A 14,159-nucleotide genomic window follows, 5' to 3' on the forward strand; every position below is an offset into this window, starting at 1 on the left:
GACCTGCCGCTCGGCGGTGAGCCGTCGCTCGCGTCGTTCGGGCTGCACGAGGACTTCGTGCCCGAGGAGCACGGCGGGCGCCTGGCGGGACTGGACGAGGCCGCCGCCCTGCTGCGGGCGGTGTTCCGGCGGGACGCCGCGCTCGGCCGCGGCTACGGCTCCGCCTCCCTGGGCGCCGCGTTGTACGCGTGGTGCTTCGGCACCGCCGGGCAGCGCGCCGCCACCGCCCGCCTGCTGCTCGCCGGTGAGCGGATCGCCGGCGGCGCGGCCGTCGAGGACGGCCTGACCGCGACCGCCGGCGACGGGGCGCCGCTGCGGCTGACCGGCCGTACGACGGGGCTGGTGAACGCCCCCCGCGCCGCGGGGCTCGTGGTGGTGCCCCGGCACGCGGGGCCGGGCGCGGGCCCGGACGGCGAGTCGGTGCTGCTCCTGCGCCGCGGGGACCTGCCGCCGGGCGCGGTGGGGCAGCTGTCGCCGTACGACGTCGGTGTTCCGCCGCGCATCCCCGCCGGTGAACTCGTGCTGGACGACTGGGCGGTGCCGGCCGGAGCGGTGATCGGCGAGGTGGGCGACGGCCAGTGGGTCACCCGCCGGGTGGCGCAGGCCCGCCTCCCGCTGCTGCCGTCGATGGCGGTCGGCTGCGCCGACACCGCTCTGCGCGCCGTGCTGACGGCGGTGCTGACGGAGCGCGGTGGGGTGCGGGGCATGCGCTCGCGGGTCACGCGCCGCACCGTGGTGGGCGCGTTCGCGGACCTGCTGGCCGCGGACTGCCTGTCGCTGGTGACGCTGCGCTCGCTGCACCTGATGCCGGAACGGTCGAGCATCTGGTCGGCCGCCGCCCGGTATCTGGTGCTGCGGCTGCTCCAGGAGGGCGTGGGCGACCTGATGACGGTGCTGGGGACCGACTCGATGCGGGACGGGGACGGTCTCGGCACCTTCCACAAGCAGGTCCGCGATCTCGCGGCGATGCCGCCCGGCCCCGCCGGATCGGCCGCCGCCCTCGCCACACTGCTGCCGCAACTGCCCACCCTGGCCCGACGTTCCTGGACGGCTCAGGGGCAGCCGGCCCCGGCGGAACTGTTCCGGCCGGACGGGCCGGTGCCGCCCCTGGCGGGCGCGCGGCTGAAGCTGGCGGCGGCCGACGACGGCCTGACCGTGCTGCTCGCGCGGGCCCGCGACGGGCTGGCCGACGAGGGGCTCGCGGACTGGCCGACCGCGCTCTCGGACGAGCTGGCCGCACTGCGCGACCAGTGCCGGCGCTTGCCCGAGCTGGATCCCGCCGTGCTCGCCAACCCGCGCGGCTTCGCCCTGAGTGAGCGCTACGCGCTGCTCGCCGCGGCCGCCGCCTGCCTCGGGGTGTGGCGTACGGCCCGGCGCGCGGGCACCGGCGGGTTCCTCGCCGAGCCGGCCTGGCTGCTCACCGCGCTGGGACGGATCTCCGTGCGGCTCGGCCTGCCGGTGACGGCCGCTTCGGCCGACCACGAGGACGTGATGCTCGCCGAGGCCGTACGGCGCTGCCGCGAGGGTCACAGCCTCGATCTGTACGACACCGCGCTGGGCACACCGGCCCGGCACCGCGAGAAGGGATGAGCATGTCCGTACGCCGTGGTCTGGCAGGGCCGCCTCCGCTGCGCGTCGCCTCCCCCGACGGTCCGTGGGAGGCGCTGAGCGGCGCCGTCCGCGACGGCGGGTACGGGCTGGCGTACGGCCTGGCGAGCGAATGGGCGCCCGCGGCGCGCGGGCCCGCGCTGCGCGGGCTCCTCGGTCACGAGTACGGCCGCTATCTGGCGGTGAACGGCGAGGAGGCCCGCACCCGGTTCGCCGTGTCGCGCCTGGTGCTGAAGCACGGGGCGGCCGCGGTGCTGGGCGCCGACCCGGCCGACCTGGAGCTGGCCCGCCGCCCGAACGGCCGCCCGTATCTGCGGGGGTGCGGGCGGCTGGACGTGAGCCTCAGCCACACCGGCGACGTCGTCGCGGTGGGGCTGAGCCGGCTGGGCCCGATCGGCGTGGACGTCGAACCGCAGGGCAGGGCGGCGTACGGCACGGGCCTGGAGGAGGACGTGTGCACGGCGCATGAGCGGGCGGCCCTGGGGTGGTTGCCGGAGGAGGACCGGAACGCCGCGGTGATCCGGCTGTGGACGCTCAAGGAGGCGTACACGAAGGCGCTGGGCCTCGGGATGCGCCTGTCGTTCCGTTCGTTCGGGTTCACCACACCGTCGACCCGGACGGCCGCGCCGCGGCTGCTGGGCACCGACGGGCTGCCCGCCGACGACGGGGGCTGGCACTTCGAGACCCACACCCTCGACGACCGGTGCACCCTCAGCGCGGCCGTGGGGCCGGCGCCCCATGCCGCCGCCGGGACGGTGGACGCGTCCGGGATGGTGGACAGCGGCCTGATGCGGGCGGTGGTGAGCTGCTCCCGCAAGGACGCCCTGGCCGCCTCCGGCGCCGAGGACGGCAACGGCACCGCGGGGAGGCCCGCGTGAGCCGGCACTCCCCCGCTGACGCCCGCATGGTCGAGATCGAGGACGGGGTGTACGCGTACGTCCAGCCGGACGGCGGCTGGTGCCTGAACAACGCGGGGCTGATCACCGCCGGCGGACGGCCCGCGCTGATCGACACGGCGGCGACCGAGGCACGGGCGCTGGCGCTGAGGGAGGCGGTCGCGGCCGTCGCACCGCGTCCCCCGCGCTATGTGGTCAACACCCATCCGCACGGGGACCACACCTTCGGCAACCGGTTCTTCGCGGACGACGCGGTGGTGATCGCCCACGAGGCGACCCGCGCCGAGATGGACCTGGCCCAGCTGCATCTGACCGGACTGTGGCCCGAGGTGTGCTGGGGCGATCTGGCCGTGGAGCTGCCGACCCTGACGTTCCGTGAGCCGGTGACGCTGCATCTGGGCGACGTCCGGGCCGAGTTGACGCATCCGGGTGTGGCGCACACCACCAACGACACGGTGGTGTGGCTGCCCGAGCAGGGGGTGCTGTTCGCGGGCGACCTGGTGATGAACGGGGCCACGCCGTTCTGCCTGACCGGGTCCGTCGCGGGCACGATCGACGTCGTCGGCAAGCTGCGGGCGCTCGGCCCGCAGGTCGTCGTGCCCGGTCACGGCCCGGTCGGCGGGCCGGAGTTGCTGGACACCGCCGAGCAGTATCTGCGCTGGGTGCAGGAGTTGGCGGGGCGGGGCCTCGCGGCGGGTCTGACCCCGCTGGAGACGGCGCGCGAGGCCGACCTCGGCCCGTACGCGGAACTCCTCGACAGCGAGCGGCTGGTGCCGAATCTGCACCGGGCGTTCGCGGAGGCCGGCGGCGCGCCGCCCGGTCACCCGCTCGACATCGGACTGCTGTTCTCGGAAATGGTCGAGTTCCACGGCCGGCTCCCCGAATGCCACGCGTGAGAGACCGAAAGGGGCAGAAGTGAGTGTCATCCAGGAGACCGAGGAAGCGCCGGTGACCGCCGGCACCACCCGGGCACGGGTGGAGGAGCTGACCTCGCTGCGCGCGGCGGTGGTCGCGGGGCCGGGCGAGAAGGCCACCCAGGCACAGAAGGCGAAGGGCAAGCTGACCGTACGGGAGCGGCTGGACATCCTCTTCGACGAGGGCTCGTTCGTCGAGATCGAGGGGCTGCGCCGGCACCGCGCCACGGGCTTCGGCCTGGAGGACCGCCGCCCGCACACGGACGGCGTCGTCACCGGCTGGGGCACGGTGGACGGCCGTCCCGTCTTCGCCTACGCCCATGACTTCCGGATCTTCGGCGGCGCGCTCGGCGAGGCCCATGCGCAGAAGATCCACAAGCTGATGGATCTGGCGGAGTCCGCGGGCGCGCCCATCGTGGGGCTGTGCGACGGGGCGGGCGCCCGCATCCAGGAAGGGGTGACGGCGCTCGCCGGGTACGGCGGCATCTTCCGCCGCAATGTGCGCAACTCCGGGGTGATCCCGCAGATCAGCGTGATCATGGGGCCCTGCGCGGGCGGCGCCGCCTACTCCCCCGCGCTGACGGACTTCGTGTTCATGGTGCGCGGCACCTCACAGATGTTCATCACGGGCCCCGACGTGGTGCAGGCGGTCACCGGCGAGCAGATCACCCATGACGACCTGGGCGGCGCCGATGTGCACGCCGAGCGGTCCGGGGTGGCGGGGTTCGTGTACGACAACGAGGAGTGCTGCCTGCGGGACGTACGGCACCTGCTGTCGTTCCTGCCGTCGAACAACCGGGAGACGCCGCCCGGCGGCCCCACCTGCGACCCCTCGGACCGGCGTGTGGAGGCGCTGGTGGACCTGGTGCCGGCCGACCCGAACCAGGCGTACGACATGGCGAAGGTGATCGAGGAGATCGCGGACCACGGCGAGGTCTTCGAGGTCCACGAGCGGTGGGCGCCGAACGTGATCTGCGCGCTGACCCGCATGGGCGGCGAGGTGGTGGGCGTCGTCGCCAACCAGCCGCAGCGGATGGCCGGGGTGCTGGACATCGAGGCCAGCGAGAAGGCCGCCCGCTTCGTGCAGATGTGCGACGCGTTCAACATTCCGCTGGTGACCCTGGTGGACGTGCCGGGGTTCCTGCCGGGCGTGGACCAGGAGCACGGCGGTGTCATCCGGCACGGCGCCAAGCTGCTGTACGCCTACTGCAACGCCACCGTGCCGCGGGTCCAGCTCATCCTGCGCAAGGCCTACGGCGGCGCCTACATCGTCATGGACTCGCGGTCCATCGGGACGGACGTGTCGCTGGCGTGGCCGATCAACGAGATCGCCGTGATGGGCGCGGAGGGCGCCGCGGGCGTCGTCTTCCGCCGGCAGATCGCGCAGGCGGACGACCCGGACGCCATGCGGGCCCGCCTGGTCAAGGAGTACAAGGAGGAGCTGATGCACCCGTACTACGCGGCGGAGCGGGGGCTCGTCGACGACGTCATCGACCCGGCCGACACCCGGTCCGTCCTGATCCGCACCCTGTCCGTGCTGCGCTCCAAGCACGCGCCACTGCCCAGCCGCAAGCACGGGAACCAGCCCCAGTGAGCGCCGACGGCACGCCCACCGGACCGGAGGCGGAGACGCGGGCCGTTCTCGGCGGCGCGTCCTGGCGGATCACCCGCGGCAATCCCACAGCGGAGGAACTGGCCGCGCTGGCCGTCGTCCTGGCGGCCCGTCTGCGGGCCGCGCACACCGACGACGGCACCGCGGCGCCGCTGCGCGGCGCGTCCTGGGACGGCGGCCCGGAGCGCCGCCCGGCGCCCGCCTGGACCGCACGCTCCCTGCCGGGCTGGCGCTCGGCGGCTTGACGACCCGTCAGGACAGCGCGGCGCAAGGAGAACAGGGCGAGAGTGACACTCTCGCCCTGTCGGCGTAGGGGGGCACCTCGCACCACGCCTACCGTTCTGGTCATCACCTCACAGAACGCGGCAACCGGCATTCTTCGCCCCCACATGTAGAGGAGCAAGCGTGGTGCGGTTCAACCTCATCGGCCCGTTCGAGATCGTCGCGCAGGACGGCAGGTCCTATCTGCCGAGCACGCCGAAGGTGTGCCAGACCCTGGCGTTGCTGCTGACCCGGGCGAACGAGATCGTCACGTCCGATTCCCTCATCCACGAGCTGTGGGGCGAGAGCCCGCCCCGCAGCGCCGTCACGACGCTCCAGACGTACGTCTACCACGCCCGGCGGATGTTCGTGGCCGAGCGCCTCGTCCCCGCCGAGCGGCCCCTCCTGGTCACCCGTGCCCCCGGCTACGCCGTCCAGGTCGAGGACGACGAGGTCGACATACGGATCTTCGAGCGGCTGGTCGCCGAGGCGCACACCGACCTCGGGGCGCACCGGTACGAGTCGGCCGTACGCAGGATCGACGGGGCCCTGGAGCTGTGGCGGGGGCCCGCCCTGTCCAACATCCCCGCCGGTGACCTGCTCACCGGGCACATCGTGCACCTGGAGGAGCTGCGCATCCGGGCGCTGGAGATCCGGATCGAGGCGGAGGGCGGGCTGAACCGGCACCGCGAGTCCATTCCCCAGCTGCGCAAGCTCGTCAACGACTACCCGCTCAACGAGTGGTTCCACAGCCGGCTCATCATGGCGTTGGGCTCCTCCGGGCGGCGCGCGGAGGCCCTCCAGGCGTACCAGAACCTGCGGCGCATCCTCGCGGACGAGCTGGGCCTGGAGCCCTCCGCGGACCTTCAGCGGCTCCAGCTGGAACTGCTCGGTTCCCGATCGGACGGCGGGACGCGGGGGACCCCGCACTCCGGTTCCGGGAACACCGCGCAGGGTCCCACGCGGCTGCCCGTCTTCACCTGAGCACCTCACACGTTCGCCCCCGCCGGCCCTGGGCCGGCGGGGGCGAACGTGTGTCGGGGGACGTCGTACGGCTCAGGACTTCTTCGCCGCGAAGTCGCGGACGCTCTCGGCGATCCAGTCGACGCGCTGCTCGTCCAGGCCCGGGTAGACGCCCACCCAGAAGGTGTGCTCGGCGACGAGGTCGCTGTTCACCAGGGAGCCCACCACGCGGTGGGGGCGGTCCTGGTAGGCGGGGTGCCGGGTGAGGTTGCCGGCGAAGAAGCGGCGGGTGCCGATCTTGCGGGCCTCCAGGAAGTCCACCAGCTCCTTGCGGGTGAAGCGGGCCTCGGGGCGGACCGTGAGGGCGAAGCCGAACCAGCTGGGGTCGCTGTCGGGGGTCGCCTCGGGCAGGATCAGCCCGGGCACGCCGTCCAGTCCCTCCCGCAGGCGGCGCCAGTTGGCGCGGCGGGCGTCGCCGAAGGCGTCCAGCCGGCGGAGCTGGCTCAGGCCGAGGGCGGCCTGGAGGTCGGTGGCCTTCAGGTTGTAGCCGACGTGGGAGAAGATGTACTTGTGGTCGTAGCCGTGCGGCAGCGTGCCCATCTGGTAGTCGAACCGCTTGAAGCAGCGGTTGTTCTCGCCCGGCTCGCACCAGCAGTCCCGGCCCCAGTCGCGCAGTGACTCCACGATCCGGGCCAGCGACAGATTGCTGGTGAGGACGCAGCCGCCCTCGCCCATCGCGATGTGGTGCGCCGGGTAGAAGCTGGTCGTGGCGATGTCGCCGAAGGTGCCGGTGAGTTTGCCGCGGTAGGTCGAGCCCACGGCGTCGCAGTTGTCCTCGATCAGGAACAGGTCGTGTTCCTCGGCGAGCGCGGCGATCTCCTCGACGGCGAACGGGTTGCCCAGGGCGTGGGCGATCATGATGGCCCGGGTGCGCGGGCCGATGGCCGCGGCCACCCGCTCCGGTGTGGTGTTGTACGTCGGGATGTCGACGTCGACGAAGACGGGTACGAGGCCGTTCTGGATGATCGGGTTCACGGTGGTCGGGAAGCCCGCCGCGACCGTGATCACCTCGTCGCCGGGCCGCAGCCGGCGGTCCTCCAGCAGGTGCGAGGTGAACGCGGACAGCGCCAGCAGGTTCGCGGACGAACCGGAGTTGGCGAGGTGCGCCTTGCGCAGCTTGAAGTACCGGGCGAAGTCCCGCTCGAAGCGGCGGGAGCTGACCCCCGAGGCGATCCGCATCTCCAGCGCGGCCTCGACGAGCGCCGCCCGGTCCTCGGCGTCGAAGACGGCGCCGGAGGGCCACACCTCGGTCTCGCCGGGCACGAACGCGCCTCCCCCGCCGCCGTGCTGGTCGCCGTGGGCGTGGTAGTCACGGACCTGTTCCAGGATGCGGGCCTTGGCCGTCGCCCGCTCCTGCTTGGCCTCGGGGGAACCGGTCACCAGGGTCTCGGTCATCGTGCATCGCCTCCCACGGCGTACTGGGCCTGTCGTTGGATGTCGGCGGTGAGCTCCGCCTGTCGGGTACTGATTGCGCCGGACGTACCGGCCTCGTCGCCGGTCGGGTCGTCGGTCGTGCCGCCCGCCGTGCCGCCCCCCGTACGGCCCGTCGTGTCGCCGGTCGCCTCGCCGCCGCCGACCGCGCGGGCGAACTCCTCGACGCCGCCGAGGCACTGGTCGTACGGCTCCAGCTCGTGGCGCCGGACGCCGTCCGGGCCCTCCAGCAGCAGGACGGGGCGGTGGTCGGGGGGTGGGGTGAAGGCGTGGTCGAGGAGGAGCCTGCCGGTGCTGCCCAGCACCTCGTAGCGGGACGTGTACCGGTGCTCCATGCCGAAGGTGAGGTGGGCGGTGGCGCCGTCCGCGTCCCGGCACAGCAGAGCGGCGCCCGCCACGTCCACGCCCCGCGCGGGATCAGTGCGCAGCACCGCGCCGGCGACCCGCAGTTCCGGACCGAGCAGCAACTGGGCGGCGCGCAGCGGGTAGACACCGACGTCGAGGAGGGCGCCGCCGCCGAGGTCGGGGCGGTAGCGGATGTCGGCCGGGGGCCGCGGGGGGATGGTGAAGGCGGCCGAGACCGCGCGGACCTCGCCGACGGCGCCCCGCGCGATCAGGTCGAGCACCGCCCGGTGCTGCGGGTGGTGGACGAACAGGTAGTTCTCCCGCAGCACCAGCCCCGACTTCTCTGCCAGGGCCACCAGTTCGGCGGTCGTACGGGGGTCGGTGGTCAGCGGCTTCTCGGCGAGGACGTGCTTGCCGGCCTCCAGGGCGGCGCGCACCCAGTCGGCGTGCAGCGCCGCCGGCACGGGCACGTACACCGCGTCCACGCGGGGGTCGGCGAGGACCGCCCGGTAGTCGGGCAGCGCGTCGCCCCCGTACGTGGCGGCCAGGGCCTTCGCGCGATCGGGGTCGCGGCTCGCCACGGCGGTCAGGGTGATGCCCGGCGCGCGGGACACGGCGGGCAGGATCCGGCGGACGGCGATGTCGGCGGCGCCCAGCAGGCCGAGCCGTACGGTGCGCCCGGTCATCGGTCCCGCTGCCGCAGGAAGCGCAGGCAGGTCAGCAGGTTGCGGGCCTCGACGTTGACGTGGTTGGAGTACCTCAGCAGGCTGCCGAGCTGTCCGGGCGTCATCCAGATGTGGTCCTCGCCCGCGTCGAGCGGCACGCCGTCGTCGGCCTCGACGGCGAGGTAGCGGTTCTCGGCGTGGTGGAAGCGGCCGCCCTCCTCCGAGTGCACCACGTCGAACAGGATCCGCGACGGGTCCGCCGACAGGACCGTGTCCAGGAAGCGGGGCCGCTGCTCCGCGGGGCGGCCGTCGTAGTTGGCCGGGCAGCACTGCACGGTCGGCGCCATCTCGGCGATGTCGCGGGAGCCGGCCTCCGTGCGGGCGTTCACCAGCACATGGCGGCGGCCGTCGATCCGCCGGGTGAGGAAGGCGATCACACCGCGTCCGGCGGGGGCCAGCATCGGCTGCGACCAGCGGGCCACCTCGCGGCCGTCCGCCTCGACGTCCACGCCGATCACCGAGAAGTAGCGGCCCTCCTCGTGGACGAAGCGGTCCCCGGTGTGGGTCCAGCCCTTCACCTCGGCGAGCGGGATACGGCGCCGGTGCAGGTCCTGCGGGGCCTTGACGTCGGTGAACCAGCTGAGCAGCTCGGTCATCGAGTGCTGGCCGCGGTCCTCGGCGCCGGGCCCGCCGAGGTCGTCGGGCCAGGGCTCCGGCAGGCCCGACAGGACGGTGCGGGTGTCCATGTTGACGACGTTGTCCAGGGCGAGCAGGTCGCCGATCTGCTTTAGGGTCAGCCAGCAGAAGCCCTCGCGCAGCGGCACGTCCTCGTCGGGCGGCAGCTCCACGATCATGTTCCGGTTGCGCTTGCTGTGGAACCAGGAGCCCTGCTCGGACTGGAGCGCGTCGAACAGGACCCGCCGCCGGGGCGGCGCCAGGAAGTACTCCAGGTACGGGACGGCGCCGCCCTGGTGGACGCGGGTGAAGTTGGACCGGGTGGCCTGCACGGTCGGGGACATCTGCAGGACGTTGATGTTGCCGGGCTCCATCTTGGCCTGGAGCAGGAAGTGCCGTACGCCGTCGAAGTCCTTGACGAGGATGCCGAGGATGCCGGCCTCGGGCTGCACGATGATCGGCTGCGTCCAGGACGGGGTCTCGCGGCGGCCGGTGGTGATCTCGACGCCCTCGACGGTGAAGAACTTCCCCGTGCGGTGCCGCAGGTTCCCGGTCTCCGGGTCGCTCGCCCAGCCGTCCAGGGCGTCGAGCGGCACGGGCGTCACCCGGTGCCGGTGGGTGCGGTTCCGTTCGGCGAACCAGTCGAGGAACTCCGACGTCTGTCGGAAGCGGAACACAGTGGGGAACACGGTGGGGCCCTCCCGGTCGGCTGCTGTGCCGCCAGCATTCGGCACGGCGGTAGAAGGGGGCTCGAAGTCGGGGCGCGGCGATGACCTGGGGTTCTCAGGGGGAAACAGGACCGGCGGGTGCCGTGGAGGCACCCGCCGGTCGGGGGCGCGGGCCCGATGGGTCCGCGCGGGCCGTCGTCAGGGCTGGCGGTCGCCGACCTCCGCCAGCGCCTTGAGGACGGCGGTCTGCCGGGTGTCGCGCTCGCGCACCAGCTCCTCGTACGACGAGCCGCCGTACACCTGCTCGGCCTGGTCGATGAGGGAGTGGATCGTGTCCTCGTCCAGGGTGGGGCGGCCGAGCAGCTCCCAGCCCTTCTCCAGACCGGAGCCGAGCGTGCCGAGCCACTTGCGCAGGCCGCCGGTGCCGCCGCCCAGGTGGAAGGCGAGGAAGGGGCCCACGGTGGCCCAGCGCAGTCCGATGGAGTGCGTGACGACGCGGTCCAGCTCCTCCAGGGATACCACGCCCTCCTTCACCAGGTGGATCGACTCGCGCAGCAGCGCGGACTGCAGCCGGTTCGCCGCGAACGCCAGGACCGGCTTGCGCAGCACCACCGGGACCCGGCTCACCGACTCGAAGAACGCGACGGCCTCCCGCACGGCCTCCGGGGAGGTGCGCTCACCGGCGACGACCTCCACGAGGGGGACGACGTGCGGCGGGTTGAAGGGGTGCCCGACGACGAGCCGGCCGGAGTCGGCCATGAGGGCGCCCATGTCGTCCGGGTTCAGGGTGGAGGTGGAGGACAGGATCAGCGCGTCGGGCCGGGCCGCCTTGCCGATCCGGGCGAAGAGTTCCTGCTTGAGTTCCAGGTTCTCCGGCGCGTTCTCCACGATGACGTCGGCGTCCGCGACGGCACGCTCCACGTCGGGCTCGAACTCCAGGCGCTCCCCGAACCCGGCCGGGTCCTCGCTCCCCTCGAGGAGGAACGGGGCGAACAGGTCGAGGGCCTCCTGGACGATGCGCGGCGCGTCGGGCCTGCGGCTGTTGACGCGGACGCGCAGTCCGTGGCCGAGGAACAGCGCGATCCAGCCGAGGCCGATGGTGCCGGCGCCGACGACGGTGACCGTCCGCGGCTGTGCTGGGGGCGTCATGGGTGGGTGCCTCGCTTCGGGGTCGACGGGCCGGCGGTCATCGGGCGGCGGACAGCTTCGGGATGACCTGCTCGGCCATCAACCGCATGGTCGTGGCGGCGTCCTCGAAGGACAGATGGCCGGAGTGGACGCCGAGGCTGATGGTGATGTCGTCGCCGAACCACTCGGCGATCTGCTCCAGTTGGCCGCGGACCTGGTCCGGGGCGCCGATGAGGAGCTTGTTCTGCGCCAGCTTCCCCTCGAAGTGCGAGGTCCTCGTGGCCTCGACGAGCTTCTCGTAGCCGGGGTAGGCGGAGCTGCGCGTGGTCTCCCAGGAGGCGACGGCGGCGCGGATCGCCGCGGAGTTGCGGTCGTCGTCGTGACGGCCCTTGGTCCGGGCCGTGTCGCCGTCCTCGGACACCACGCACGGGTAGCTGAAGTGGATCTGCTCGGTGCCCGGGGTGCGGCCGGAGGCGGCCCACTCCTCGCGGTAGACGGCGAGCCTGCTCTGGAGCTCCTCGGTGGACATCACGTTGGGCACGGTCTGCAGATGGTGCCCGGCGCGGCCCGCCTCGGCGCACGACTCGGCGCTGCGGGCGGTGGTGACGAAGACCGGCGGGTGCGGGTCCTGCACCGGGCGGGGCAGCAGGGTGACCGGGCCGAAGCGGTGGAAGCGGCCCTCGAAGACCACGTCCTCCTCGGCCCACAGCCGCTTGATCGCCTCGACGCCCTCGGTGAAGCGGTCCTTGGACTCGTCGATGGGGATGCCGAACGCCGTGAACTCGTCGGGCAGGAAGGCCCGTCCGAACGCTGCGTCGACCCGGCCGCCCGACATGGCGTCGAGCATGGCCAGCTTGCCCGCCAGCTTCACCGGGTGCTGGAAGGCGGGGATGGTGGCGCTGGTGCCCAGCCGGACCCGGCGGGTGCGGCCCGCGGCGGCCGCCAGGAACGTCACCGGGTCGGGGCTGTAGCCGCCGTACGCGAAGAAGTAGTGCTCGACCATCTTCACGTGGTCGAAGCCCAGTTCCTCGGCGAGGTCCACCAGACGCAGCGCCTCGTCGAAGTACTGCGGGGCCGGCTTGTCGGCCGGGCCCACGGTGGGGAAGAAGACGATGCCGAACTTCATCGTGTGCTCCTCAGTCCCGGGCCGAGCCGTCGTGGGTCAGATCGCGCTGCCGCACCTGCCAGGCGCCGTTCACCCGGACGAGGTGGTCGTGGCAGACGACGCTGGCGAAGATCTCCAGCTGCCCGCCGCGCGGGGTGCGCATGGCGAGGGCGTACGCGCGGGTGCGCACCGAACCGTCGTCCTGGGGGCGGACGTCGAGCATGCCCAGCCAGTGCCGGAAGTCGATCTTGTCGGCGTCGAGCCGCTCCTGCCGCGCCCGGGACGAGGCACGGATCACCTCGCGGCCGCGCAGCGGCTCGGCCAGCCGACTGGCCTCGGCGAACACCGCGTCGGTCGTGAAGGTTTCGGCCCAGTCGTCGGGCCTGCCGTCGTCCAGCAGGCCCATCTGGCGGGCGTAGAACTGCTGGATCTCCGCGTACAGGTCGGCCGGGGCGAACGACGCCGTCGCCTGGCCGGGGGTGATGGGGTGGCTCATGCCAGCTGCCTTCCGTAGGTCGTTGACAGGTCGGTACGAGGACGGGGCGGCGCCGGGGGTCAGCCGGCGGCGGGCTCCAGCAGCCGGGCGCCGTACGCCCCGCCCGCGGTGTCGAAGCGCAGGGCGACATGGCTGGCCAGGCAGTGCACGTCGCGCCAGATCCGCTGGAGGGGGTGGGCGGCGAGCTGGCCGGTGCTGCCGACGGTGCGGAACAGCTGCCCGACGACGTCGACGAGCTGGTCCACGGCGTGCGCGCAGTCGGCGGGGTTGCGCACCTGCTCCAGGGGGGTCGCCGCGGGGGCGTCGGCGACACCGGCCGCGCGCTCCAGCAGCAGATGGGCCGCGTCGACCGTGACGGCGGCGCGGGCGAGGGCGATCCGGGGGCCGGGGTTGCGTTCGTCGGTGTCCATCGCCGTGTGCTCGGACCACACCCGCAGCGCGCCGCGGGCCGCGCCGAGCGCGGGGGCGGCGAACAGCAGGCCGCTGACCAGCCGCAGCGGAACGGTGTGGCAGCGGGCGGTGGAGCCGACGGCGCGCCCGGCGAGCATGGTGTCCCGGGCGAAGCCGCGGTGCCGGGGGACGAAGACGTTGTCGACGGTGAGGGTGTGGCTGCCGGTGCCGCGCATACCGATCGCCGACCAGGTGTCGACGACCTGGTAGTCGGCGCGGGGCAGCGCGAAGAACCAGGGCACGTGCCGGTCGTCCTGCGGCACCAGCGCGCACACCAGCGCCCAGTCGGAGAAGCCGACGGCGCTGGTGAACTCCCATTCGCCGGTCACCCGCCAGCCGTCCGCGACCTCCGTGACCGCGCCCCTCGGCATGAGCGCGCCGACGACCACGGTGTCGGGGCCGCGCTCCCACAGTTCCCGCTGGCCGCGCTCGGGCAGGTAGGCGCCCATGCGGGCGGCGCCCGCGGTGACCGACGCGCACCAGGCGGCCGAGGTGCAGCCCTCCGCCAGCGCGGCGACCGCGTCCAGCAGTTCCCGGGCGCCGCCCTCGGCGCCGCCGAAGCGGGCGGGCACGAAGTGCCGTGCGAAGCCGGCGCGGACGATGCCGTCCGTCACCGCCGGTGCCAGTTCCCGGTCGGTGTCCGCGTCGGCCGCGTACCGGGCCGCGATCGCGGCGAGGTCACCGGCGCGCTCCGGCAGACCGGTTCGGCTGGTTGTCGACCTGCTCGGCATAGAACCCACTTCCTCACCCGGTGATCTGCTGGAACACGTCCGGCACCCGCCGCACGCCGCCCACCGTGCGGGGGCCCGGTGGAACCGGTCTTGAGCCGCGCTCGACGGGGCGGCCGAGTCGGGGGTACGAGCCGCCCCGTCGAGCGCGGCT

Annotated in this window: 13 protein-coding genes; 6 read left to right on the plus strand and 7 right to left on the minus strand. The window is 73.4% G+C overall.

The genetic code is table 11. The annotated features are described in order from the left end of the window. The 6 genes from AOK23_RS47575 to AOK23_RS00145 form a co-directional block, all read left to right on the plus strand. The coding region (locus AOK23_RS47575; protein WP_055710699.1) for an acyl-CoA dehydrogenase family protein at nucleotides 1-1,590 on the plus strand (1,590 nt) is incomplete at its 5' end. 2 nt (nucleotides 1,591-1,592) lie between these two features. Beyond that, nucleotides 1,593-2,486: a 4'-phosphopantetheinyl transferase family protein gene (locus AOK23_RS00125; protein WP_055710700.1), complete on the plus strand. Its 894-nt coding sequence runs from the start codon at nucleotides 1,593-1,595 to the stop codon at nucleotides 2,484-2,486. Further along, on the plus strand, nucleotides 2,483-3,400 hold the full coding sequence (locus tag AOK23_RS00130) for an MBL fold metallo-hydrolase (RefSeq protein ID WP_338056409.1): 918 nt from the start codon (nucleotides 2,483-2,485) through the stop codon (nucleotides 3,398-3,400). Before AOK23_RS00125 ends, AOK23_RS00130 begins: the two co-directional genes overlap by 4 nt. A gap of 19 nt (nucleotides 3,401-3,419) precedes the next feature. Next, nucleotides 3,420-5,012, plus strand: a complete 1,593-nt coding sequence (locus AOK23_RS00135) for an acyl-CoA carboxylase subunit beta (protein WP_055710701.1) — start codon at nucleotides 3,420-3,422, stop codon at nucleotides 5,010-5,012. After that, nucleotides 5,009-5,275 (plus strand): acyl-CoA carboxylase epsilon subunit, encoded by a 267-nt coding sequence (locus tag AOK23_RS00140; RefSeq protein WP_055710702.1) that lies wholly within the window; start codon nucleotides 5,009-5,011, stop codon nucleotides 5,273-5,275. The genes AOK23_RS00135 and AOK23_RS00140 overlap by 4 nt, the downstream gene beginning before the upstream one ends. Nucleotides 5,276-5,435: 160 nt before the next feature. Then, nucleotides 5,436-6,275 (plus strand): AfsR/SARP family transcriptional regulator, encoded by an 840-nt coding sequence (locus AOK23_RS00145; RefSeq protein WP_240496183.1) that lies wholly within the window; start codon nucleotides 5,436-5,438, stop codon nucleotides 6,273-6,275. A gap of 72 nt (nucleotides 6,276-6,347) precedes the next feature. Here the strand turns inward: AOK23_RS00145 and rfbH are convergent, their stop codons facing one another. From rfbH to AOK23_RS00180, 7 genes are all read right to left on the minus strand, one after another. Further along, nucleotides 6,348-7,709, minus strand: coding sequence for a lipopolysaccharide biosynthesis protein RfbH (gene rfbH, locus AOK23_RS00150; RefSeq protein WP_055710703.1), 1,362 nt, complete (start codon nucleotides 7,707-7,709; stop codon nucleotides 6,348-6,350). After that, on the minus strand, nucleotides 7,706-8,776 hold the full coding sequence (locus AOK23_RS00155) for a Gfo/Idh/MocA family protein (RefSeq protein ID WP_055710704.1): 1,071 nt from the start codon (nucleotides 8,774-8,776) through the stop codon (nucleotides 7,706-7,708). The genes rfbH and AOK23_RS00155 overlap by 4 nt, the downstream gene beginning before the upstream one ends. Continuing rightward, nucleotides 8,773-10,119 carry an NDP-hexose 2,3-dehydratase family protein gene (locus AOK23_RS00160; protein WP_240496184.1) on the minus strand — a complete coding sequence of 449 codons (1,347 nt, stop codon included), beginning with the start codon at nucleotides 10,117-10,119 and terminating at the stop codon, nucleotides 8,773-8,775. The genes AOK23_RS00155 and AOK23_RS00160 overlap by 4 nt, the downstream gene beginning before the upstream one ends. A gap of 177 nt (nucleotides 10,120-10,296) precedes the next feature. After that, a complete protein-coding gene (locus AOK23_RS00165; protein ID WP_055710706.1) occupies nucleotides 10,297-11,247 on the minus strand; it encodes a 3-hydroxyacyl-CoA dehydrogenase NAD-binding domain-containing protein in 951 nt (316 codons plus the stop codon). 37 nt (nucleotides 11,248-11,284) lie between these two features. Beyond that, the gene (locus AOK23_RS00170; RefSeq protein WP_055710707.1) at nucleotides 11,285-12,352 is read right to left on the minus strand and encodes an LLM class flavin-dependent oxidoreductase; all 1,068 of its coding nucleotides are present in this window, start codon (nucleotides 12,350-12,352) and stop codon (nucleotides 11,285-11,287) included. A 10-nt stretch (nucleotides 12,353-12,362) separates the two neighbouring features. After that, nucleotides 12,363-12,827, minus strand: coding sequence for a nuclear transport factor 2 family protein (locus tag AOK23_RS00175; RefSeq protein WP_055710708.1), 465 nt, complete (start codon nucleotides 12,825-12,827; stop codon nucleotides 12,363-12,365). 59 nt (nucleotides 12,828-12,886) lie between these two features. After that, nucleotides 12,887-14,008, minus strand: a complete 1,122-nt coding sequence (locus tag AOK23_RS00180) for an acyl-CoA dehydrogenase family protein (RefSeq protein WP_055710709.1) — start codon at nucleotides 14,006-14,008, stop codon at nucleotides 12,887-12,889. Between the last annotated feature and the right edge of the window lie 151 nt (nucleotides 14,009-14,159).

It is taken from the genome of Streptomyces torulosus, assembly GCF_001419765.1.
Classification (GTDB): domain Bacteria; phylum Actinomycetota; class Actinomycetes; order Streptomycetales; family Streptomycetaceae; genus Streptomyces; species Streptomyces torulosus.

Excerpts from the sequence above, each read along its gene's own strand:
- AOK23_RS00170 (WP_055710707.1), bottom strand. The coding sequence starts at position 12,352 with ATGAAGTTCGGCATCGTCTTCTTCCCCACCGTGGGCCCGGCCGACAAG.
- AOK23_RS00175 (WP_055710708.1), bottom strand. The coding sequence starts at position 12,827 with ATGAGCCACCCCATCACCCCCGGCCAGGCGACGGCGTCGTTCGCCCCG.
- AOK23_RS00155 (WP_055710704.1), bottom strand. The coding sequence starts at position 8,776 with ATGACCGGGCGCACCGTACGGCTCGGCCTGCTGGGCGCCGCCGACATC.
- AOK23_RS00125 (WP_055710700.1), top strand. The coding sequence starts at position 1,593 with ATGTCCGTACGCCGTGGTCTGGCAGGGCCGCCTCCGCTGCGCGTCGCC.
- AOK23_RS00165 (WP_055710706.1), bottom strand. The coding sequence starts at position 11,247 with ATGACGCCCCCAGCACAGCCGCGGACGGTCACCGTCGTCGGCGCCGGC.
- AOK23_RS00180 (WP_055710709.1), bottom strand. The coding sequence starts at position 14,008 with ATGCCGAGCAGGTCGACAACCAGCCGAACCGGTCTGCCGGAGCGCGCC.
- rfbH (WP_055710703.1), bottom strand. The coding sequence starts at position 7,709 with ATGACCGAGACCCTGGTGACCGGTTCCCCCGAGGCCAAGCAGGAGCGG.